Origin of the sequence: Streptomyces sp. NPDC058195, from assembly GCF_042883525.1 — a bacterium.
Classification (GTDB): Bacteria; Actinomycetota; Actinomycetes; order Streptomycetales; family Streptomycetaceae; genus Streptomyces.
Map to the genome: position 1 here is coordinate 15,524 of NZ_JBHVVM010000041.1, position 22,135 is coordinate 37,658.

A 22,135-nucleotide genomic window follows, 5' to 3' on the forward strand; every position below is an offset into this window, starting at 1 on the left:
CGGCGCGGCTGCGCTCAGTCCTGTCCTACGAGAAAGGAACGGCCGGCCTTCTCCGCACCTTGCGCCCGCGCCCCCTGCTGCTCGACGAGGGCCTGCACCCGGGCCCCGCGGTCCGCGGAGACGTCCAGCTGCACCAGCACGCTGGGCACGGCGACACCGGCCATCAGCACGCGGTACAGCACCGAGATGCGCTCGCACAGATCCTGACGGTCGGTCATCGCCTGCGACATCAGTTGGATACCGGCGAACGCCCCGACGAACACCCCGGCCAGCTCGCGGGTGTCCACGTGCGGCTGCAGCTCCCCGACCGTCCGGGCCTGTTCGAGCAGGATCTCGCTCTCCCGCATCCAGGCGTCGAAGGGCACGCTGCGGTCCAGGCTGTCGTTCCCCGACCGCTCCAGTGCCAGCCGCACACTGCCGCGCAGCAGGGGGTCGTAGCCCATCCGGTAGGCGAGCAGCATGCCGCGGTCGACGGCCTCCTGCAGCTTCAGATGCTGTGGCGGGACCGGAGGAACGACCTGGGCGTTCTCCAGCAGTACGCCCTGGGCGAGGTGCTCCTTGGAGGCGAAGTGGAAATAGAGGGCCCCCTTGGTCACTCCCGACCGGGCGAGGATCTCGGACACCGTGGCCGCCTCGTAGCCGACCTCGTCGAAGACCTCGGCGGCCGTGGCGAGAATCGCCCGCCGTGTCCGAACCGCGCGCTCTTGCTGGGCCACGCCTCACCTCCGGGAAACTGGCTGGTGACATCTCAAAAAAAACCGGCAGACCCGTATGATATCAGTGGGGTATCCACCCGCGCAGCGTTGAACACGCCTTCTGCTGACCGCAGTTCGAACTCCAGCACTCCCGCGGCGGCCTTCGCCCCGCCCTTCCCGGTGCCTTCGTGGCGATCATTCTTCATCCGGACCCGTGCATTGTGCACCTGGCCTGGCAGTACCGGGCGGCACTAGCATCATGCGCAGTCACGGACCGTTCACGGGGGAGCGGTACGCGGCCGGTTCACCAGGATCTCGCCGGACCGGCGCCAGCACACCGCCTGTCGCGAACCACGTGCACCAGCGCCGATACGCCAACGGACAGTACAGCCCTGAAGGGCGCCGATGCCGCAGGACACAGCACCGGCCGAGGGCTTTCGTGTCCCACCGTCGCCGGACGGCGACCGGCTCCTCCTCTCCCTCGAAAGCCGCGGTCAAGCGCCCCGACAGGCGCTCCCACGGCAACGGACGAGAAGAAACGAGAGAGGACAGCATGCCCGAGCAAGCCCCGCACACCACGCGGCTTCCCCTGACAGCCGGACAGAGCGGGATCTGGTTCGCTCAGCGACTCGACCCGGAAAACCCGGCCTATGTCACAGCCGAATACGCCGAACTCCACGGACCCCTGGACACCGGGACGCTGCGCGACGCCGTGCGCCGTGCCGTGGCCGAGGCGCAGTGCCTGCACATCCGGTGCGGGGAAGACGACACCGGCCCCTGGCAGATCGTCGACGTCCCCGGGGAAATCCCGGTCGCTGTACTGGACCTCAGCACAGCCCCCGACCCGCAGGCCGCCGCCGAACAGTGGATGCGGGACGACCTGGCCACCCCGGTCGACCTGCACAGCGGCCCCTTGTTCACCGAGGCGCTGCTGCGACTCGGCGAGAACAGCCACGTGTGGTACCAGAAGTTCCACCACCTCGTCATGGACGGCTTCTCCCACTCACTCATCGCCCGGCGCGTCGCCGACCTCTACGCGGACCTCACATCCGGACGGGAACCCGCCCCCGCCGGCTTCGGACAGCTCCGCGATCTGGTGCGGGACGACACCGACTACCGGGCCTCACCCGCGGCGGAGACCGACCGGGAGTTCTGGCGGACAAGAATGCCCGCCCTCGAACAAGTGGCGTCCCTCTCCGAACGGAGAGCAGCCGCAGCCCACAGCTCCCTGCGCGAGACCCACTACCTGCCGCAGCCGGAATTCGCCCGGCTGCGCACCGCGGCCCGGACCCTGCGTTCCCACTGGAGCAGCCTGCTCATCGCCGCGCTCACCGCGTACACCCACCGCGTCACCGGGGCGCACGAGATCATCCTCGGCCTGCCGGTGACCGCGCGCAGAACACCGGCGGCACAGCGCACCCCCGGCATGGTGTCCAACCTCGTCCCCCTGCACCTGACCGTTTCCCCCGGCATGACGGCGTCCGAACTGGTCCGCCACGCCGTCGACCGCACCCGGCTCGCCGTCAGGCACCAGCGCCACCGCTACGAGGACATCCGCAGGGACCTCGGCCTCCTGAACGACAGCGGCGCGCTGTGCGGACCGCACATCAACCTGATGACCTTCGACTACGACCTCGCCTTCGGTGACGTCACCGCACGCTTCCACCCCCTGGCCCCCGGCCCGGTGGACGACCTCACACTCGCCGTGACCCCCCGCGAAGGCGGCCTGCGCCTCGTACTCAACGCCAACCCGAACCGGTACACCCCCGCCGAACTCACCGGGCACCTCAAGCGCTACCTGACCGTTCTCGACACCTTCATCACCGCTCCCGCGAGCACCGTGCACGACCTCGACATCCTGGACCCGGCGGAGCGCCAGCACCTGCTGGACCGCGCCCACGTCGGCCTCACTGCCGAAACCGACCCACGCACCCTCGCCCAGGCCTTCGAAGCCCAGGCCCAACGGTTCCCGGAACACACCGCGGTGACATGCGAAGGAACAGCGCTGAGCTACCGGGAGCTCAACGCCCGCGCCAACCGGCTCGCACGTCTCCTGACGGAGGCCGGGGCCGGTCCGCACCGCAATGTGGCCCTCGCCCTGCCCCGCTCGCCCGACCTCCTCACCGCACTCCTCGCCGTCCTGAAAACCGGCGCGGCCTACATTCCGGTCGACCCCGACTACCCGTCCGAACGCATCACCCACATCCTCGGTGACGCACACCCGCACCTCCTCATCACCACCCGCACGCTGGCCGCGCGCCTCCCCGGCGACGGCCGCCCCCATGTCCTGCTCGACGCCCCCGAAACCCATACGGCACTCGCCGCGCACCCCGCGCACGACCTCCAGGACACCGAACGGGCGGCCCCCCTCACCGCCACGGACCCGGCCTACGTCATCTACACATCCGGATCCACCGGCACCCCCAAAGGCGTGGTGGTGACACACCGCAACGTGATGAGCCTGCTCTCCTCGACCCGGCGCCTCTTCGACTTCCGCCCGGACGACGTATGGACCCTGTTCCACTCCTACGCGTTCGACTTCTCCGTCTGGGAGATCTGGGGGGCACTCCTGCACGGCGCACGGCTCGTCGTCGTCCCCGGCACGGTCGCCCGCTCTCCCGAGGCCTTCCTCGCCCTGCTGGCCGCGGAACGGGTAACGGTGCTCAACCAGACACCGTCCGCGTTCTACCAGCTCATGCGAGAGGAGCAGGACACCCCCGGCATCACCGGCCAACTCGCCTTCCGCTACGTGGTGTTCGGAGGCGAAGCCCTGGACCTGGCACGGCTCGTCCCCTGGTACGAACGGCACGGCGACCAGACACCCCGCCTGGTCAACATGTACGGGATCACCGAAACCACCGTCCACGTCACCCACCAGCCCCTCACCGCGAAGCTGGTCGCCGACGCCCCCGGCAGCATCATCGGAGCCGGCCTGCCGAATGCGGAGGTGTACGTACTCGACCGCACCCTGCGCCCGGTCCCCGACGGGATCACCGGCGAGATCCACGTGGGCGGAGAACAGGTCACGGACGGCTACCTCCACCAGCCCGCCCTGACCGAACAGCGCTTCCTGCCGCACCCCTTCGGACCGCCCGGAGCACGCCTGTACCGGACCGGAGACCTGGCACGCTGGCTACCGGACGGTCTGCTCGAATACCGGGGCCGCGCGGACAACCAGGTCAAGGTCCGCGGCTTCCGCATCGAACTCGGCGAGATCGAAGCCGCACTGAAGAACCTGCCCGAGGTCGCCGACGCCCGTGCCCTCGTGAGCACCGACACCGTCGGCGACGCGGTCCTGAGAGCGTACGCGGTCCCGGCCCCCGGCCCCCGCCCCGACCCGGCAGCACTGCGCACCGCCCTCAGGGAAACCCTCCCGGGCTACATGGTGCCCTCCCTCGTCGTCGTCATCGACGCGTTCCCGATGACCCCGCACGGGAAGCTGGACCACGCGGCTCTCCCCACCCCCGCCCCCACGGCCTCACGAACCCCGGCACCCGCCACGAACCCGCTCGAACGGCAGATCATCCAGGCCTGGAGCAGCGCTCTCGCCGACACGGCCCCCGGCACCATCGGCATCGACGACGACTTCTTCGACCTCGGCGGCGACTCCTTCAAAGCCGTCAGGGTCGCACGGAGCATCGGCCACCACGCCTCAGCCATCGACATCTTCACCCACCCCACCCCACGCCGCCTCGCCGCACACCTGCGCACGGCAGACCACGAGGCGGAGAAGAAGCACTGGCTGCGCACCCTGACACCGCCCAGGCCCGCAGCACCACGGATGTCCCTCATATGCATCCCCTACGGAGGCGGAAGCGCCACCGCGTTCCAGCAGCTCGCCACCTGCCTGCCCCCGCACATGGAACTGCGCGCCGCCGCGATTCCCGGCCACGACCCCACCCTGCCGGCCCAGGACGCTCCGACACTGCGAGAAGCGGCCAAGCACCTCGCCGAGGAGATAGCCGACACCGTGAACGGCCCGTTCGCCCTCTACGGACACTGCGTCGGCACCGTACTCGCCCTGCTCACGGCACGGGAACTGGAGGACCGGAACACCGCCCCCCGGGCCGTCCACCTGGCCGCGGCCCTCACCGACCCCGACCCCCGCCGCTCCCTCGCCACACTCGAAGCACAGACCGACGACGCGCTCTACTCCTACCTTCGGTCCCTGGGCGGCTTCGACGGCGTCCTCGACGAGGGAGACCTGCGGCACGTCCTGAAGCAGGTCCGCCAGGCCATGGTCCGGGGAGCGGCCTTCCAGATCGAGTCCGCGCAACGGTGGGAGAAACTGCGCACCCCCGTCCACGTCGTCATCGGAGACACGGACCCGGCGACCGCAGGGTACGAGGACGGCTACCGGGGATGGAACCGCTACGCGCACCGCACGAGCCTGTCCGTGCTGCCAGGCGCGGGCCACTACTTCGTCAAGGACCGGCCCGGCCCCCTCGCGGCGCTGCTGGCGGACGGCCCGCACGCCGGATAACGGCGAAGCGGGAACGCGGCGCCCTTCCACGGCGCCCCGGAGCGGACACCACCACCGTGGTGCGCGCTTCGGGGCGCCCGCGGCACGAACTGACCGCATCCGAAGAAGAGGAGCGTGGCAGGCCCCTCGCGAGCCCCTCGCACCGGCCGACCGCCTGCGCTCCGTGGCAGCTCGAACCTTGTGGCAGAGAATCGTACGATTTTCCGGGAACTCCCACGAGGCGGCCCACGTCCTTAGTGATCATGAGAGAACGTGCTGAAGCGCTGAGCGGTACGGGGGTGGCCCTGGCCGGTGGATTCGTCGGGCTGCTGGGATGGGCCGCGGACGCCGAACTCCGTGCGCGCGCCGGATTCGAGCCGGGACCGGACTGGAGCGTGCTGTACGCGGAGCTCCCGCTGACCGTTCTCGGCGGAGTGCTGGCCGCTCTGGCGGCGTGGCTGCTGCCCCGGCGCTGGACGGCCGGGCCGTCCGCCGCCGGGTACACGGGCCGCGTCGTGATCGTCGCCATCGTGCTGACCGGGTTCTGGCTGGCCGTCCAGGGCTGGTACGCGGGACTGCCCGAGCCCGTGCCGGACCACAAGCCCTAGGGTCTTTCGTTTGGATCAGGCTGGATCAGGGAGCGGGGGCTGGTGCGTGCAGCTGCAAGGCGGAGGAAGGAGCCGACGCGGAGCGTCGGTGACTGACGACAACGCGGCAGATGTGCGTGCCGGCCCCCGCGAGCCCGGCATGATCCAAACGAGAGGCCCTAAGCCCTGGGCGCGTTGTCCCGAAGCCGGGCTCCGGCGACGGCACCGAAACCCGCGCGGATGCCGCGAACGGCGCGACGACGACCGGCGGCAAGATGACGTTCTGCAAGACGGCAGACCTGGCCATCGACGCCAGGGACGCCGCGCCCGGCAAGGACTCCGGCAGGATCGACATCACCATGATCAACCGGGGGTCGGCCACCTGCTCGGCGACGGGCTTCGCGGGCGTCGACATCAAGGACGCCGACAACACCTCGAACCCCATCGAGCGCGGCTCCGCCCAGCCGCGTGTCACCACCCTGAAGCCCGGCGACGCCGCTGTCTTCAACCTCGCCTACGACGTCGACAACAGCGGCGACAGCCTCGCCTCACCGGCCGGCATCCTGGTGACGCCCCCGAACGAGACCCACACCGTGAGCCTGAAGTGGCCCGCGGGCGCGGGGGGCGTCAAGGGCGCCTACACCGACGTTGAGGTCTACCCCACGCACACGGCCGAGTAGACGTGAGGCACACGTCCGGTCCCGTCGGCGGCCAACCGCCCTACCCGGCCGGGGACATGGACGTGGACGTCCGGCGTGCAGCCGGAGCCCGCGCCCCCGGCGCTTGGTACGCCGCCCCTTTCGCAGCACGTTCCGGGAGACACCGCCGGACACACGGTCTCGGCTGGCGGCTGCCGGGGCCAGCGCACCGCGCGACGCGGTGCCCGCCCCGTTCCTGAGCGTCACGGGCACCGGGCGGTGCTCCTGCCCCTGCCGTCACGGGTTGAAGAGACCCTCATCCTGGTTCCTGGTGTCCGGACGGCCGGTTTCCACGAAACGGCAGGCCGCGAAGTGCACGTCGCCCATGTCCGCCTGCAGGATGTCGCTCAGCAGCACATTGCCGTCGAACACGATCGAGTGCCCCGCGAGCTGGGGATCGAGTAGCGTGGCCACGTTGATGAATCTGGGGGCTGGGGTTCCCGGGTCGATCTCGACGCTGTACCCGCCTGCCACGGGTGTGGCCACTACGGGATTGCCCCTGATGGTGAGCCCGGAGGGGTAGGAGATCCGGTAGTTGGCCACGGACCGGCCGCCCACCACGGTGCGCGAGGCACCGGCCTGCCGCCCCTGTTCGACGCTGCCGCGCTGCTCGGTGCCCCGCTCCACCTGACCGCCCAGGTCATCCGGGACGGTCTGCCCGTGGACGGTGTAGAAGTGCACCCTCGTTCCCCTGGGCACCCGGAAGTAGCCGTCCACCCGGTCCCAGCCGCCGTGACCGCTCAGGACGAGGCCGTCCGCGCGCACCGCAGCGGCGTTGTCGGCGAACCAGTCGTCGGCCGCGTCGGCGTGATTGATCCAGGGCCGGTTCTCCGAGTCGTTCGCCCGCTGGACCGCCGTTCCCTCGCCCGCCCGCTTCCTGGGGCCGTCGAGGGTGACGCGTTGCACGGCCGGGCCGCTGGACATGACCCTTCGCGCGGTGGCCTCCGCCTCGCGCTCGAAGCGGTCGGAGGGCTCGGAGACCCTGAGGCCCGCCCCGTTGTCGGTGCCCGCCACGGGGCCCGTGCGCTGCTGGATCACGTGGGTCAGCTCGTGCGCGAGCGTGTGCCTGTCTCCGCCCCCGGCGCCGATGACCACATGACTGCCCGAGGTGTACGCACGCGCCCCGATCTCCGCGGCGGAGGCCCGGGCCACGGCACCTCTGTGCACCCGTACGTCCGAGAAGTCGGCGCCGAGCCGCGCCTCCATGTCGGCGCGGGTCGCGTCGTCGAGCGGACGCCCTGCCCTGCCGAGCACCTCGTGCACCGCGGAACGCTGCACGGCGGGCAGCCCGGTCCCGCCGTCCCCGTGGCCGGCGGTGCGCCGGTTCACGTCCTCCTCTCCGAGGTGCCCGGCGGCGCGGAGCATCTGCACGACGGCCGCGTTGCCGAGGGTGTCCTGCAAGCCCATGAGCACGGGCGGCTCTTCGGCCTCTTTGGCGCCCCGGCTCTCCTGCCTGCCCGGCGTACGGCTGGACGCGCGCGCACGGGCCGAGGCGTGCGTGGTACCGGTGCTGGGGTCCTGGGACTTCTCTCGGGCTCGCATAGACCTTCTTCTCACAGGAGGACGCAACCTCCTGCATAGCTGCCGGGCCCCCGCGCGTGCCAGATCCGTACGGACACGCTTCGCTGCCCCGCGAGGACGCCCGGAACGCGGAGCACCTCAGGCCGTGCGGCAGAAGTGGATCCTGAGCGGTGGATGATCCCAGGTCATGGCCCGCCGCTGGAGGCCCCCGTGGCCGCTGAGACGGGCCCTGGGACCGCGACGGGGCCGGATGGGCCGCAAGAACCCGCTTGGCGGACCGCGGCGCCCACTGCTACGTTCCCGGAGGCCGTGCGAGGGATTGAGGAGGTGGTACCCGTGAACGTATCGACGTGGGTGCTCTCCTCCGAGGCCACGGTCGGGCGATAGGCGGTCGTCCGGGAGCGCCGTTCTGCGCACTCCCGAAAGGCACGACCCATGCATGTCACCTCTGAGCGGCATCTCGACGACGGTGTCATCGAGCGCGCGTTCACCCTCGGCGAGATCCCCGGCATCCTGTGGACGCCGATGTCCGCGTCCGCACCGGTGCCGCTGATCCTGCTCGGCCACCCTCCGCTCGGACTGCGCGCGATGTACCCCCGGCTGGTGCGGCGGGCCCGGCACGCCGCGGCGGACGGCTTCGCCGCGGCCACCATCGAGCTCCCCGGCAGCGGTGACCGGCCCCGTTGGCCCGCCGTCGAGCAGGCCCGCGCCGAACTGCGCCGGGCCATGGAGGCCGGCGGCCCGGTCGGCGGCGAGATCACCGACGCCCTCATCCTCCCGCTCGTCGAAAAGGCGGTCCCGGAATGGCAGGCCGCCCTGGACGCCCTTCTCGCGCTGCCCGGGATCGGCGGCCCGGTGGGGTACTCGGGGGGAGTGATCTCCATCGGCATCCGGCTGGCGGTGGTTGAGCCGCGCATCGTGGCCGCCGGTTTGTTCGCCGGGAGTCTCGTGCCCGCCGCCATGTTCGAGGAAGCCCGCCAGGTCACTGTTCCGCTGCACGTCCTGCTTCAGTGGGACGACGAAGGCAACGACCGGCAGGCGGCCCTGGACCTGTTCGACGCCTTCGGCTCCAAGGAGAAGTCCCTGCACGCCAGCATGGGCGGCCACACCGGCGTCCCGCAGTCCGCGGGGGAGGACGCGGCCGGGTTCTTCGCCCGGCATCTGCGTTAGTCACGGGCAGGCCCCCGCCGCCAGACCGCCAGACCGGCAGGCGGCACTGGTCGGTACGCCGCTCACCAGGACAGGCCCCGGCCCTCCTCGACTGCGCGGCCCAGCAGGTGCACAACCCGCCCCCGGCCGGCCGGTTCCGGTCGGCCGGGGGCAACGCTCGCCCGGCCATCAGCGGTACGGCGCGGCACCGGCGCGCTCCGTGACGACGCGCGGGGCCCTGCCCAGCCTCTGCGCACTGAGCGGCATCAGTACCCGCGGCTGCCGGGCGCCGGACCGCCGGAGCCGTCAGGGCCGCCTGCGCGGAGGTCTCTCGCCGGTCACGGTCTGTCCCGCGCCGATGGCGGCAGCTTGCGTGCGGCAGCGTTCCAGCCCCGCCAGCACCTCAGCCTGGTGCGGACCGCCCTTGCCCGCCAGCAGCTCGCCAGCCGTGGTCATGGCTGCCCAGAAAGCGTGAGGTGAGCCCCGCTCGTCCGGGAACCGGGTTCTGGCGAAGTAGAGGAAGATCTTCGTGAGCTCCCCGGTGCGAAACCACCCGAGCAGGCTGCCGGGACAGCCTCCGCGGGCGCTGGCGGCGCTTCCCAGCAGGCCGCGAATGTGCTCGTCGTACTCGTCAAGTACCCGGTTCACGATGAACATGTGCCCGAAGTGGAGAAGGGAGGCGAGGATTTCCTCCTCACCCCTCGCGAATTCCGCGAAGAGCGGCTCGACCTCGCGGAGCCGGTTCTCGGCGTCGGTCCGGGGTACGCCCAGGGCCAGGCACACGGCCAGCGCACAGACACCCCACTCGCCTGTCCTCGCGGCCAGCTCGGCGAAGACCGCCTGCTCGCGCTGTCCTGCGCCGAGCATCTCCCGAGCCTCCAGAACCAGCGCGCCCTCGCCCACCCCGTGATGCATGGTGAGAGGCTACCGCGAGGTGTGACGGCCGGGCCCGGACGTCACGGTCCCGGTGAGCCAGTGCCCCGTTCACGCGCCGCACCGCGATCCGCGCGTCGCGCGCGGTCCTGGAGCGCCGACCGGTGACCGGACCGGTCAGCGAGACCCGTGTCCGAGCCGGACGAGCGGGCCGGTTCGCCCCCCTGCGCGGACGCTCGCTCCCACGAGTGGTTTCGTCCGGCGATAGACCTGATCCTGTGGCGCCCTCTTTCGCTCCTGGTGAAGGTGGCGCTGCGGGGCGCGCGAGCTGCCACCCCGCGTTCCGGCGGAGGAGAAGAGGGAGCCCATGGCTACGTACGAGACCGAGATTCACACCGGAGGCGGCGGTTGGCAGTCGGACGCGCCGCTGTCGCTCAGCATCGCGAACCGCGACGAATCCGTTCCCGAGGACGGCCGCCCCTCGACAGGGACGACCGTCACCTGGAGCGGGGACCAGGGCAACGGCTCCGTCACCTTCTTCGACGAGGGCAGCCGTTTCGAGGGAACGGCCCAGTTCCCCGGCGAAGGCCCCGTCGGCTACCGCGGCCGGGCCCAGGACTGACACCCGCCTCATGGGCGACCACGCGTAGCCCCGCTGACGGGGCGCCGGACAGAGAAATCTGCCGACCCGTCACTGCCATCACGTCGTGGGGTGCCCGCGCCAGGCACCCCACGACGCCCCGCCCTCAACGGCTTCCCGGGACCGACTCCGCCAGCGGGACGTTCACCTGCCGAGTCCGCCGAGTCCGCCGAGTCCGCCGAGTCCGCCGAGTCCGCCGAGGGCGGTGGCCGCGGTATCGGCTGACGGCGAGTCCCTCTCCGCGCGAGGACCGGCCGGCCGCCACGACCCCATCCGTACCGTTCTGGCAGCCGGGGTACAGGGAGAAGGCGTGCTCGGCGCAGGTCTTGCCCGGACCCGGACCCGGACGCCGCCACCGGCGGCTGACCGCTTCACGAAGGGCGGGCCTGGCCCTGGCCGCTGACCGCAGCCGGCGGCCGGGCGGGACGGCGCATCCGGCTGTGCGGACCGGTCGCGGCGGCAGCCACCCCGTCGCCGGCCAGGTACCGGCGCAACCTGCCGATATGCTCAACACGTGAGCGTGCCTTACCCGGTTGAGCCTCCGGAGACGTTCGTCTCGGAGCGGGACGATCGCTGGAGCGGACGGTTCCGGCTGCGTTTTCCGCAGGTCTCGCCGTGGCCCGACGCGCATCGGGCGTTCGCCCGCGTGCGCCCCGGGTGGCGGTCCCTGGTCGAGGAGACGCTCTCGGTGGTGGCCGCCGAGATGCCTGGGCAGGTCTGGCCGGTCCATCTGCTCAACCAGGAGGCCCAGGGCAGAGGGTGGGAGTTCGATCTGGGCCCGCCGGGGGCGGACTACCTCTGCTGGGAGATGCTGTCGGACGTCTGCTACATCGACATGCGCAACCTCCACCGGCTCATCGGCCGGCTGGCCCCCGCTGTGGAGGACACACATTTCTTCGTCTGCTCGATGGGCGATGGGCCCGACCGGTGGGTCGACGAAGTGCGCGTCCGCGACGGGCGCAGCAGCGTCGGCAGGTGGACCGTCGCGGGTGAGGCATGGACGGACTTTCCCGCACTGTGTGCGGAGCTCGCCGTCAGTCGTGCCGGGGACGCGGTCTTCCGCCGCTTCGTCACCTCCCTGAGCGATGGGTGAGCCCAGCCGCGCATCCGATCACGCGGCGGTGCTCTTGATGCGTTCCATGCGTTCCATGCGTTCGATGAGTTCGATCAGGGCACCGCTCTCGGACCTGGAGCCGGAGCACCGCGGAATCGCCGCCGGTCCCGGATCGGCGGGTCGGCGCGGCCGACGTCCTTCGTGGGGCCTCTCATGCGGGCTGCAGGGCGAGTGCGGTGCGGGCTTCGCCGATGAGGCGCAGCGAGCCGAGTACGACGACCAGGCCGCCGGGCCCGGCGATGCCGACGGCCCGGCGCAGCGCTGACGGGGTGTCTTCGGCTGTCAGACACGGCCCTTGGCGGCCGGGGGAGAGCCGGCTGTGCAAGGTGGTGGGGGCCGCGGCCTGGTGTGAGCCGGTGCGGGTGAGGACCAGCGGCCAGGTGGAGGGGAGGGGGGCGAGCATGCCGGGGACGTCCTTGTCCTCCATCGAGGCGAAGACCAGTACGGGCGGGCCCGGTTGGCCGTCGGCGCGGGCGTGGCGCAGGATCTCCGGGGCGACGGTCGCGACGCCCTGAGGATTGGTGGCGCCGTCCAGCAGGACGCGGCCGGTCCAGTCGTCCAGCCGGGCGTGGGGGATCAGCTCAAGGCGTCCGGGCCAGCGTGTGGCCGCCAGCCGTGGGCGGAGGCGTCCGTCGTCCGGCTCGCGGATGTGACCGCGTTCGGCCATCGCGTCCACCGCGGCGATGGCGACCGCGAGGTTGTGGTGCTGGTGCGCGCCCGGCAGGGGGCAGGGCAGATCGCGGTGCACGGCGCGGGGAGTGGTGACATCCACCAGCGTCACCGGACCGCGGTTGCCGTCGCGGCCGACGGGACGGGCCGCGTAGCGGATCTCATGGTCCATGCGCCACACGGACAGCCCCGTCCGTTCCTTGAGCACCCGCTCCGTACTGGTGGCCGCTTCGGGCACCAGCCGCCCGAGAACCACATGGTCGCCGTCCTGCACGGCTTCGATCTTGGCCCGAGCGATCTGGGCCAGGGAGCTGCCGAGCAGCCGGGTGTGGTCCAGTCCGACGCCGGTGAGGACCTTCACGTCCAGGCCGAGCTCCGCGGCCGCGGCCCTGCTTCCCCCGATGCTCGCCTCGGCCACCGCCAGGCCGACGCCCGCCCGCCGGAAGTGCACGGCCGCGGTGGTGGTGAAGATGCCCTGGCTCAGGACGGGCAGACCGCACCGCTCGATCACACGCCAGACCTCGGCGAACGCCGCGGCGTACTCGGCGCGCGTGACAGGAACCCCGTTGACCCTGATCCGCTCCCGGGGCTCCTGCAGATGCGGGCTGGGCAAACTGCCCACCCGTGCGCCGGTCGAGGCCACCGCCGACACGGCGAACGCGCAGGTCGATCCCTTGCCGTTCGTCCCGACCACCAGCATTCCGCGCAGGTCCCGCTCAGGACGGCCCAGCGCCTCCAGCAGTCTGGAGACATGTGCCTGCCGTACTGGCCGGGGAAGCCCGTGGGGGTTCTCGTGCACCTTGGCGAGGATGCCGATGCAGCGTTGGTAATCCACCCGCCAGATCATGCCACCTAACGTGACGGCCGAGAAGCGCAGGGTGAGGGGTTGTGGGAGGGGTTTCCATGCCGTCCGCCGGGCCGACGCCGAGCGGACCGCCGCTCCCTCCGGGCTGCCGCTGCACCGTTCGGGCCCGCGGATCACGCGCGGGGCGCACGGGCCAACCGGTGCCGCGCCCGGCTGCGGGCCGCCGTCCGGGCCGGGCGCGGCAGGGTCGCCCCGGCCCGGACGGACGCGATCCCCGACGCCCGGTCCGCGGGACGGAGCCGTGACCGAACGGGCCTGCGGGGCCTGCTTCTTCGCCGCCCGCGGCAAAGGTCTACCGGCCGAAACCCGAGCCCAGCACAATCGCCCGTATGACGACTACCACGGGTGCGCCGCCGCCCACGCACCACACACCCGTCGCGCTCGCCCGGGGGTTCCTGACCGGTGGCGTGGCCGGAACATCGCTTGCCGCGCTCGTCGTGGGCGGGATCGTCGAGAACGTGCAGCTGTTCGTCACGGGGCTGGTCGTGCCCACGGTCTACGGACTGCTGTTCTTCCTCGCCGGAAGGCCGAGGCGTGCCCGGGAGGCGGCGGTCGTGCCCCGCACAGCACTCGCGGTGATCGAGAGCCTGGAAGCCGTCAGGGGCGAGTCGAGCGACATACCGGTCCGGTTCGCGCTCACCGTCGTACCGGACGACGGGCCGGCGTACCGGGTGGAAATCACCCAGGACATCAACCTCGTGGACCTCTCCGGCTACCGGCCGCGCGGTGTCCTGGTGGTCCAGTACCCGCCGGACAGGCCGTGGCGGGTGCGGATCGTGAAGCGGCCGACACCGCAGTGGGAGGACCGGGCGGCCTCGGCCCGCCTCGACCCGGTGCCCGGGGCGGCCAGGGTGGCCGAGCCTCCGCAGGGCTGTGCCTTCGGCCTTGTCGTGCTCCTCGGCCTGCTGTTCGGCGGGGCCGCCGTGGTCCTGCTCTTCCGTGCGGACCTCTCCGGCCGGGACGGCGCGGCGAAGCCGCCTTCGGCCGCGCGGCCGTCCGTCTCCTCCACGTCGTCCTCCACAACTGTGTCATCGGCGTCTGGAACGGTCGCCCTGGGACCGGGCCAGTCGTTCCTCGGCAAGGGTGAGCTGGACCGTGCCGTCGGCTCGCTCACCAAGGGCGGGGACACACGCCGGGCGCTCACCGTCGTCGTGCAGGAGCGCCTGCTGTCGGTGGTCTTCTCGCCGCCCGGCACGCAGGCCCCGGGGTTCGACCCCGGGGCGCTGCCCTACGATCGTTTCCCCGCCCTGCTCAAGGAGGCCACGACCACCCTCGGCGTCCACTCCCCGCGGACCTGGCAGATCATCGCTGACCGTCTGACCGGCTCCCTCACCATCAGGGTCGTTGTGACCGGGCCTGAAGGCGCGGCGTCACTGGAGGCGGACGGGCAGGGCAAGGTGGTGCGGCGCGCACCCGCGCGGTGAGGTGCCGGGGACAGCGCTGTTCCGGACGGCACGGACGTGCTCGGTGGCCGTCCCCCGAGGTGGCAGGAGGAGACACGGATGGACTGGCACGGATATCTGGTGCTGTGGTGTGGCGTGTTGGGCACGGTCGCGCTGGTCGGGTACGGGAGGTCGCTGGCCGGGCTGACCAAGGCGCAGCGGGAGGTCCGGGCGAAGGGGCTCATCGAGCGGGTGGGGGAGCCCCGGCACGGAAGCTCCCCGAACGACGGCATAGCCGTGGTCGTCTCCTTCCAGGACCCCTCCACCGGAAAGGAGTTCACCGTCACCAACGACGGGGAGCGGGGCGAGAGGATCGGCGTGGCCTGGGTGGGCCGGGAGATCGGCGTCCACTACCCGCGCGGAAGACCCCACGCCTACCGGTTCACGGGTAACCCCTCCGAAGGCGGGCGCGGTCTTGGCTGGCCGACCTTCGCGGTCTTCCTCGTCTACGCCGCTCTGGTCGTCGCCGCCGCGGTCGACCGGGGCTGGCCATGGGCTCTGCTCGGCTTCTGCGGGCCGTGGGCTCTCTCCGGCGTGTACCACCTGCCCGGAAACGTACGTGACAGGAACCGCCGTCTGGACGAACTGGCCGCCATGGCCGCGGTACCCGGCCGTGTCGTCGCCGTACTCAAGAGCGTCAGCGTCGATACCGACGACGGCCACACCTCCACCCGCCTGGTGCCGGTCATCACCTTCACCACCCTCGACGGTACGGCCGTGACGGCCTACTGCGAGTCAGGGCTGCGGAACCCCGCCGGATCGCGGGGCCTGGACGTCACGGTCCACTACGATCCCGGCGACCCGGCCGTCTTCGTTCTGGACGTCGAGGCCGAACGCCGTTCCTGGAAGCGGGACATGGCGGCCAACGTCGTGGGCCTTCTGGCCGTGGCGGCGGCGGCCGTGGTGGGGCTGGTCGCGCTGTGACGCTGCTTGCCGGGACCGTCCGGCGCGGCAGCCGGTGCAAGGACTCCGGCGCGCAGGCGCCAGGGGAAGGGGGCAGGGTGCCGAGGGGGGCTTTCCCGCGGCCGGAACGTGCCTTGCCTGCCTGAACGGATGCACCGGCCCCGGCCCGGACAGGCGCCGCCTGGACCTGGCACCGCAGGAGGCGGCCAGGGCCGGAACCGCGGCGGTCCACGACGGCGGCCGCCGTCGGTGTGATGCGGGCGGACCTGTCGAAGCGCGCGAGTCGGCGCTCGCACCGCACTGCACCGCGTGGGCGTGCTCGCCGACGAGCACGACGAGCACGACGAGCACGACGAGCACGACGAGCACGACGAGCACGACGAGCACGACGAGCACGACGAGATCGTCCATCCGGCCGCAGGCGCGGTCACCGCCGAGGCAGGGCTCCGGACGCCCCGGACCGGCAGGAAGCCGGCCGCGGCTTCGTACCGGCCGTCGGCGCGGAGCGTGCCTGCCGCGAAGCCGCCCCGCCGTGCGCAGGCCCAAGGCCCCGCTCGCGGCCTGCGTTGTCAGAGGGCCTCGTTAGTCTCCCCTCATATCGCAGTTCAGGGACCTCATGGTCCCTGGTTCCGGCTGCGCTGGCATCTGATGGACAGGCAGAGGGGCACGGCTGATGGCGTGGCTGGCAGCGGGTGAGGGGTACGAGATCACCCTCGAGGACGGGCGTGTGGTCGCACGGCGCGCCGGGGGAAGGCAGTTGAAGGCACTGCCGAAGGCGTTGCGCGGCAGTCCCGAGGCCGACCGGCTGAGGCAGCTGGCCGAGTGGCTGGAGCGGCACGCCGCCTCGTGCGTGGCTCAGGTGGATGCCTGGATGGTGTCCTCGCTTCCGGTTCCGACCGAGCTGATCGCGCGGGTGTGGCCGGACGAGGCGTGGCAGGCGGCGCTGCGTGACATGGCCGTCGTGGGCGACGACCCGGACGAGGCCGGCTTCCTGCGGGACGTCACCGGCGACGGGGAGCTCAAGGTGGTCGACCTCGACGGTGAGACCGTGCGGCTCTCGCCGCGCACGGTGACGCTTCCCCACCCCGTCCTCCTGCCGGACCTGGACGACGTACGGGACTTCGCGGCCGACCTCGGCATCACCCAGAAGGTGGAGCAGATCCACCGGGCGACCTGGGCCAGGCCGGACGGGCCGGACGCCGGGCGTCCGGAGACGGCGACGGAGGTACGGGACTACGCGGGCGGGAAGTTCGCCTCGCGGTTCGGTCTCGCGGCGCGCGCCACGGGCCTCGGCTACCGGGTGTCCGGTGGTTACGCCACGTGCAAGGTGCGCGACGGGGGCAGCGGCACGGAGGCGTCGGTGTGGATCGGCGAGCCGTACTGGGACGGGGAGTCGGAGACCGGCGGGCTCAGCTGGCACGACGAGAACGGCCGCGCGGTGCGGCTGACCGAGGTCGGGCCGGTGGCCTGGTCCGAGGGGATGCGCATGGCCGCTGCGCTGTACGCCGGCCGCACGATCGACGAGGGTGAGGACGCGTGACCGGGACGGCTGGAAACGACAACGAGGAGCTGCTCGCGGCAGGCGCGGTCCTCCCCGCCGACGCACAGGACGCGGGCCCGTCAGCGGTCGAGCTGACCGCCCGCGCCTACCGCCACACGGTGCTCGGCGAGGACCGGGTCGTCGTACGGCTGGCCGCGGCCGAACTGGGCCCCGCCGAGGACCTCGCCGCGAGCTTCCTCGGGCTTGAGCCGCAGGGCGAGCCGGCCGTGGTCGGTCTCGGACGGCGCCAGGAACTCGGCTTTCCCGAGTGGGTGCTGGTGCACCACCCCGAGGACGGGCACCACGCCCTGGCGGTCGTACCCGAGCTGGACCGGCTGGCCCGGCAGGCCAGGACCAAGCCCAAGGCCGCCCTGGACGCCTGCCACGAGCTGGCCGGACGGCTCGCCGCGGCCGTCCCGCACTTCCTGCCCCTCTTCTACGAGCAGGCCGCGCGCGTCTTCCTCGGCGTCGAGAACAGCACCTACGCAGGCCAGCTGTTCGGCCGTGCCCGCACGAGCGAGGCCCAGCACGGACTGGCGGTCGACGATAACCGGCTCGACGCCGTGTTCCTGGAGTTCGCCCTGGCCGGCGCACTGCCGGTGAAGGTCCTCACCAGTTACGGCAAGGACCTGTCGGCCCGGCTCGCGCCCGTCGAGGCGTACGAGCGGTTCCGCCGGCTGTGCGTACGCCGGACCGCCGGCGGCCTCGCTCCGTCCGCCCAGGCCGCGGTGGAGCTGAAACGGCTCGCCCGCGCCGCGGCCCTCTCCGGCAACGAGGCGGAGCAGGACCACCTCGCCGAGCTCCTCCCGCTGCCGGCCACCCTGCGGGCCGCCCCCGGCTGGTGGAAGTCGCACCGCGGCGCGCTGGCCGCGCTGGCCCGGCGCGTTCCGTCCGTGCGGGGCACGCTGCTGTCGATGACCCCGCCCGGGGACAACGGGGAGATGACCGAGCTGTGGCTGGGCATCCTCGCGGAGTCGGGGGCCGACGCCGGTCTCACCGACGCCGGCCTGCCGCAGGAGGAGCAGTGCTCCGACGGCGCTGCGGGCTGGCTGGAGCGCTTCCACAGCGCCCGGCACCGCGGCTGGGGAACGCGCCCGACGCCGCCCGCCCTGCTCGGCCTGGTCGGGCGGGCGGCCGCCCGGCTGCGTGCCGACCTGGCGGCCCGGCCCGAGGACAAGCGGTTCCTGCGCATCGGTGTCGAGGACGTGAACCTGCTGGACCTCCTGCTCTCGCTGGAGATCGCGGTCGCCGACCCCGAGGAGAAGTCCGCCCGCCACCAGCGCGGCAACGCCCTGAACCTGTCGGACTGGGCGCGCGGAGAGGAGCCGAGGGACCTGGCCGCGCTGGCGGCCGACCCGCGCTTCCGGCCCGCCTTCGGGCGCGGGGCGGACAGCTACAACAGCGCATCCTCCGGTGCGGACGTGATGCGGCGGCTGGCCGCCTCGCCCGGCGGACGCCCCCTGCTCACCGAGTGGATACGCGAGGTGGCCGCCTCGTCGGTGACGGCAGGGCTGCCCGGACTGCCGAAGGCGATCGAGCGGCTTTCGTGGCTGCCCTCCGAGGCTCTCGCACTCGCGCCGCGGGAGGTCGCGGCAGCGGCCGGGGCCGACCTCGGCGAAGCCGTGGCACGCACGCTCCGGGGCGGCCTGTGGGAGGAGCTGCACTGGCCGGCCTGGGAGGAGGCGCTGACGGAGCTGGCACCCGGGCGCCACACCACCGAGGGCCTGACGGTCTCCGAGGCCTGGCCGTACCTGATCGTGGCCAACGCCGCGCAGGTGCGCGTCATCGACGCCGACTCCACCGTTCTCGTACACGACCTGCGAGTGCCCACCACGTCCGTGTGGCAGACGGGCTTCCACTACGTGGACGGTGCGCTGCTGGTGTTCTGGAGCACATACGGCCGTGGCGAGCCGCAGGGTTACTGGCACACCGCGCCCGACACGGTGTTCCCTCTCGCGGGCGTCGGCTCCTGGGTCATGCGCTCGGACCACCTCAGCCTGCAGCTGCCCGGCGGCGGCCGCGCCACCGGCGGCGGGGTCCTCCACCGCGGCGACACGAAGCTGCCCGCGGAACGCGCGCTGCTGTCCGACGGCACGTCGTGCTGGGTGTGGCAGGACAAGGACGGGGACGACAAGGGCGGCTGGCTCGAATACGACCCCGTGAGCGGTGCGTACGGCCGGCGCTCACAGCCCGGATTCCTCGCCGACGCGCTGCCGGGGCACGCCCCCGGGGCCGAGCTGGAGGCGGGCTCGTGCTGGCTGCGGCCCGCCCCGGCGGTGGCGGGTCTGGCCCAGAAGACATCCGAGGACGGCCTCCTCGGCTGGCGTGTCGTGCGGCTGCCCGACGGCGGCTACCACGGCGAGGACACCACCGGACGGTCCGTCACCCTCCCGAAGGGCGCCGACAGGCCGGTCGCCGCCCTGACGTTCCCCGGTGACGACCGGCCCCGGGCACTGACCCGCCAGTGGCGCGAGCTCTCACTCAGCGACCCGGAGGGCCTGATCACGGCGACGGCCCAGTGCGACCACCGCAACGAGCTCTACGGGACCGCTGCCCAGGCCCTGCCTCCGCTTCCGTACCTGTCCATGCTGCGCGCGCGTGATCCGCAGGGATCGGAGGCGCTGCGGCGCACCGGCACGGAGCTGGCCGGGCTCCTGCTGAAGGCGGCCGTGCGCGCGGAGCGGGCGGCGGACCTGCCCGCACTGGTGAGCGCCGCGCTGCCGCAGGTCTCGGCACCCGAGCTGATCGCCGGAGTGGTGAAGGTGCTGCGCTTCGCGGTGCGGCAGCAAAGGACGCTGGACGCCGTGGCCGCACGGCTCGACCCCGCCACCGCACCCACGGAGACCCGGGCCCAGGGACCGAGCGACCACGCGCTCGCCAAGGCGCTGCACGGCATCGTCAAAGCCGGCTACTACCGCTACGGCGCGGACACCGACGTGACCCACCGCTATCTGGAGACTCTGGCGTCCGCGCGCGCCGATACCACCGCCACGGCACTGCCGGGCCAGCTGCACTTCGATCTGCCGCCGCTGCCCTACTCGGGACTGCCGTTCGTCTCGCTCCTGGACGAGCCGGCCGCGATCGCCTACCGGGCTGTCGCGCCCGGCGGAGACCCCGGACACCGGGCGGTCCTGCTCGGAGTCCTCGGCCTGGTGGACGCACTGGGGCTGGCCTCGACGGCGGCCTCGGCCGGTCACTGGCGCCGGGTCCTGGTCCGCCTGACGCCGCCCCACCTGCACACCCCCGACGGCCAGCGCCGCAACGTCGCGCACCGCAGTGTGCTGCCCCTGGGCGGCGGTGCCGCGCTCGGCTTCACCGAGCACAACCGCGACACCGGCGACGGGTGGGAGTTCGGCGCGCTGTTCCACGACCCGAGCGGCCGGTTCGAGGCGCCCGGCCCCTACACCATGAGCGAAGGCACGCAGGTGGGCGACCGGGCACGCGGCGCCGACTGGCTGGCCGGCTTCCTCGGAGAAGCACACTCCCGGGAGGCGGCGCCCTTCCTGCCGGAGGCCGCCGACGAGTTCAGCCGCCTCACCGGCGTGTCCCGGGCACTGGCCCGGATCGTTCTCGCAGGCATGCCCGACGTCGACAGCTGGGAGAACAACTTCCTGCCGACCGAACTGCGCAAGACGCTCGGCCTGAAGGTGGCCGAGGCGGGACACGCCCGCGCCGAACTGCGCGCGCTCCCGGCCGAGGTACGCCGGGCGGTGCTCGCGGCGCTCCTGCCCGACGACCCGGCACGGCTGTGGAACGAAGGCCCGGACGTGGCGTCGGCGGCCACCGTGTGGAACGAGAAGGTGGGACGGCGCCGAGCGGTGCCCGACTGGCTGGTGGCGGAGGCCGCACGCGCCGCGCGCAGCGGCTGGCCCGCGCACCGGGCACTGCCCGCGCTGCTGGAACCGGCGTCGTCGCCGGAGCTCGGCACCGACGTGCCGTGGCACATCGAAGGCGATCACCCGGCGCCGGCGTCCCCCGCCGACGCGCCGTTCACCTCGGAGGTGCTGACCGGGTCGATGAGCCTGGCGGCCTGGCTGGCCCACCGGCTGCCCGCCGGCGACCCGGTGCGGGCAGCGCTGCCGAGCGCGCTGACCGCCGTGCGGCAACGGCTCGCGGCCCCCGGACTACTGCTCTGCGCCGGGCACTACACAAGCCTCGCGGACTTCCGCAAGGTGGCCGGCGCCCCCACGCAGACGGCACCGGACCACGAGCGCTACGGCGCGGTGCTCATGGCCACACAGGACGGCCAGCCCCAGCCGGCCATACGCCCCGCACTCCTGGACTCCACCGGCTCCGACCCCTACCTGGCGGCACTGCGCGGACCCGATCAGCAGCCCACCGAGGTCGAGACCGCCCTGCGACGGGCATACGACCCGGCGTTCGCACGGCTCCTGGCCGACCCCGGCACACCCGCGGCCGGCGCGGCGGACGACGAAGGCCAGTGGTGGCCGCAGGACCCGTCCCGTTCGGTGCCCGAGCACGTGGCCGAGGCCGCCGAGACGCGCGGTCTGACCGCCGACGCGGCGACGCTGTACCTGATGCTGCTGGCCATGCCGGACCCGACGGACCGCAACACCGCGCGATGGACGGGGTGGAAACCGGCCCGTCTCAAGGCGGCGCGGGCCGAACTCGCCGGGACCGACCTGGTGGTGCCGGCCGTACGGGCCCGCGCGGGACGCTCGCTGTTCCTGCCCGGCGCCTGGGCGGAACAGCCGACGCCCGTCCTGCCCGTCGAGCAGTGGAAGCTGCCGATGTACGGGGTGGCCACGGGCGGGACGCCGGCACTGGGCGCCCTGGTGCCCGTCGAACCGGCCGCGGAGCTGTACGCCCGTGCCTGGCGGCGGATCCTCGAAGGCGACCTTCCCCGCTTCGAGGAGCTGAAGGTGCGGCGCACGAGACGCCGCCGCTGAGGCACCGCCGAACGGCCCCGAGCCGCCGCTGACCGGCCACCCGTCGTCAGCACGGCGCGGCGCGCCC

General features: G+C 72.6%; 15 protein-coding genes. 11 read left to right on the plus strand and 4 right to left on the minus strand.

Annotated features, from left to right (window positions below):
* Positions 1-14: 14 nt before the first annotated feature.
* Positions 15-716, minus strand: a complete 702-nt coding sequence (locus tag ACFVWY_RS33045) for a ScbR family autoregulator-binding transcription factor (protein WP_389878607.1) — start codon at positions 714-716, stop codon at positions 15-17.
* 532 nt (positions 717-1,248) lie between these two features.
* Here ACFVWY_RS33045 and ACFVWY_RS33050 point away from each other — a divergent pair.
* The 3 genes from ACFVWY_RS33050 (at position 1,249) to ACFVWY_RS33060 (ending at position 6,424) form a co-directional block, all read left to right on the plus strand.
* On the plus strand, positions 1,249-5,178 hold the full coding sequence (locus ACFVWY_RS33050) for an amino acid adenylation domain-containing protein (protein ID WP_389878608.1): 3,930 nt from the start codon (positions 1,249-1,251) through the stop codon (positions 5,176-5,178).
* 242 nt (positions 5,179-5,420) lie between these two features.
* Positions 5,421-5,765, plus strand: a complete 345-nt coding sequence (locus ACFVWY_RS33055; RefSeq protein ID WP_389878609.1) for a hypothetical protein — start codon at positions 5,421-5,423, stop codon at positions 5,763-5,765.
* Between the two features lie 254 nt (positions 5,766-6,019).
* Complete coding sequence (locus ACFVWY_RS33060; RefSeq protein ID WP_389878610.1) at positions 6,020-6,424, plus strand: DUF4232 domain-containing protein; 405 nt, start codon at positions 6,020-6,022, stop codon at positions 6,422-6,424.
* Between the two features lie 255 nt (positions 6,425-6,679).
* Here ACFVWY_RS33060 and ACFVWY_RS33065 read toward each other — a convergent pair whose 3' ends face one another.
* Positions 6,680-7,984, minus strand: a complete 1,305-nt coding sequence (locus tag ACFVWY_RS33065) for a DUF4157 domain-containing protein (protein WP_389878611.1) — start codon at positions 7,982-7,984, stop codon at positions 6,680-6,682.
* 414 nt (positions 7,985-8,398) lie between these two features.
* On the opposite strand from ACFVWY_RS33065, the gene ACFVWY_RS33070 reads away from it, so the two are divergent.
* Entirely contained in the window at positions 8,399-9,133 is a 735-nt protein-coding gene (locus ACFVWY_RS33070; protein WP_389878612.1) for an alpha/beta hydrolase, read from the plus strand.
* A 285-nt stretch (positions 9,134-9,418) separates the two neighbouring features.
* On the opposite strand, the gene ACFVWY_RS33075 is transcribed toward ACFVWY_RS33070, so the two are convergent.
* The gene (locus ACFVWY_RS33075; RefSeq protein ID WP_389878613.1) at positions 9,419-10,027 is read right to left on the minus strand and encodes a hypothetical protein; all 609 of its coding nucleotides are present in this window, start codon (positions 10,025-10,027) and stop codon (positions 9,419-9,421) included.
* Between the two features lie 325 nt (positions 10,028-10,352).
* Between ACFVWY_RS33075 and ACFVWY_RS33080 the strand changes: the two genes are divergently transcribed.
* A complete protein-coding gene (locus tag ACFVWY_RS33080; protein WP_389878614.1) occupies positions 10,353-10,607 on the plus strand; it encodes a hypothetical protein in 255 nt (84 codons plus the stop codon).
* Between the two features lie 532 nt (positions 10,608-11,139).
* Positions 11,140-11,718, plus strand: a complete 579-nt coding sequence (locus tag ACFVWY_RS33085; protein WP_389878615.1) for a hypothetical protein — start codon at positions 11,140-11,142, stop codon at positions 11,716-11,718.
* Between the two features lie 172 nt (positions 11,719-11,890).
* Here the strand turns inward: ACFVWY_RS33085 and ACFVWY_RS33090 are convergent, their stop codons facing one another.
* Complete coding sequence (locus ACFVWY_RS33090) at positions 11,891-13,255, minus strand: bifunctional folylpolyglutamate synthase/dihydrofolate synthase (protein WP_389878616.1); 1,365 nt, start codon at positions 13,253-13,255, stop codon at positions 11,891-11,893.
* A gap of 347 nt (positions 13,256-13,602) precedes the next feature.
* On the opposite strand from ACFVWY_RS33090, the gene ACFVWY_RS33095 reads away from it, so the two are divergent.
* From ACFVWY_RS33095 to ACFVWY_RS33115, 5 genes are all read left to right on the plus strand, one after another.
* Positions 13,603-14,697, plus strand: coding sequence for a hypothetical protein (locus ACFVWY_RS33095; protein WP_389878617.1), 1,095 nt, complete (start codon positions 13,603-13,605; stop codon positions 14,695-14,697).
* 78 nt (positions 14,698-14,775) lie between these two features.
* Entirely contained in the window at positions 14,776-15,639 is an 864-nt protein-coding gene (locus ACFVWY_RS33100) for a DUF3592 domain-containing protein (RefSeq protein WP_389878618.1), read from the plus strand.
* A gap of 288 nt (positions 15,640-15,927) precedes the next feature.
* Positions 15,928-16,314 (plus strand): hypothetical protein, encoded by a 387-nt coding sequence (locus ACFVWY_RS33105; RefSeq protein ID WP_389878619.1) that lies wholly within the window; start codon positions 15,928-15,930, stop codon positions 16,312-16,314.
* On the plus strand, positions 16,292-17,158 hold the full coding sequence (locus tag ACFVWY_RS33110) for a DUF4132 domain-containing protein (protein ID WP_389878620.1): 867 nt from the start codon (positions 16,292-16,294) through the stop codon (positions 17,156-17,158). Before ACFVWY_RS33105 ends, ACFVWY_RS33110 begins: the two co-directional genes overlap by 23 nt.
* Positions 17,155-22,068: a DNA-binding protein gene (locus tag ACFVWY_RS33115; protein ID WP_389878621.1), complete on the plus strand. Its 4,914-nt coding sequence runs from the start codon at positions 17,155-17,157 to the stop codon at positions 22,066-22,068. Before ACFVWY_RS33110 ends, ACFVWY_RS33115 begins: the two co-directional genes overlap by 4 nt.
* Positions 22,069-22,135: the final 67 nt, after the last annotated feature.

Excerpts from the sequence above, each read along its gene's own strand:
- ACFVWY_RS33050 (WP_389878608.1), top strand. The coding sequence starts at position 1,249 with ATGCCCGAGCAAGCCCCGCACACCACGCGGCTTCCCCTGACAGCCGGA.
- ACFVWY_RS33055 (WP_389878609.1), top strand. The coding sequence starts at position 5,421 with ATGAGAGAACGTGCTGAAGCGCTGAGCGGTACGGGGGTGGCCCTGGCC.
- ACFVWY_RS33060 (WP_389878610.1), top strand. The coding sequence starts at position 6,020 with ATGACGTTCTGCAAGACGGCAGACCTGGCCATCGACGCCAGGGACGCC.
- ACFVWY_RS33065 (WP_389878611.1), bottom strand. The coding sequence starts at position 7,984 with ATGCGAGCCCGAGAGAAGTCCCAGGACCCCAGCACCGGTACCACGCAC.
- ACFVWY_RS33070 (WP_389878612.1), top strand. The coding sequence starts at position 8,399 with ATGCATGTCACCTCTGAGCGGCATCTCGACGACGGTGTCATCGAGCGC.
- ACFVWY_RS33075 (WP_389878613.1), bottom strand. The coding sequence starts at position 10,027 with ATGCATCACGGGGTGGGCGAGGGCGCGCTGGTTCTGGAGGCTCGGGAG.
- ACFVWY_RS33080 (WP_389878614.1), top strand. The coding sequence starts at position 10,353 with ATGGCTACGTACGAGACCGAGATTCACACCGGAGGCGGCGGTTGGCAG.
- ACFVWY_RS33090 (WP_389878616.1), bottom strand. The coding sequence starts at position 13,255 with ATGATCTGGCGGGTGGATTACCAACGCTGCATCGGCATCCTCGCCAAG.
- ACFVWY_RS33095 (WP_389878617.1), top strand. The coding sequence starts at position 13,603 with ATGACGACTACCACGGGTGCGCCGCCGCCCACGCACCACACACCCGTC.
- ACFVWY_RS33100 (WP_389878618.1), top strand. The coding sequence starts at position 14,776 with ATGGACTGGCACGGATATCTGGTGCTGTGGTGTGGCGTGTTGGGCACG.
- ACFVWY_RS33110 (WP_389878620.1), top strand. The coding sequence starts at position 16,292 with ATGGCGTGGCTGGCAGCGGGTGAGGGGTACGAGATCACCCTCGAGGAC.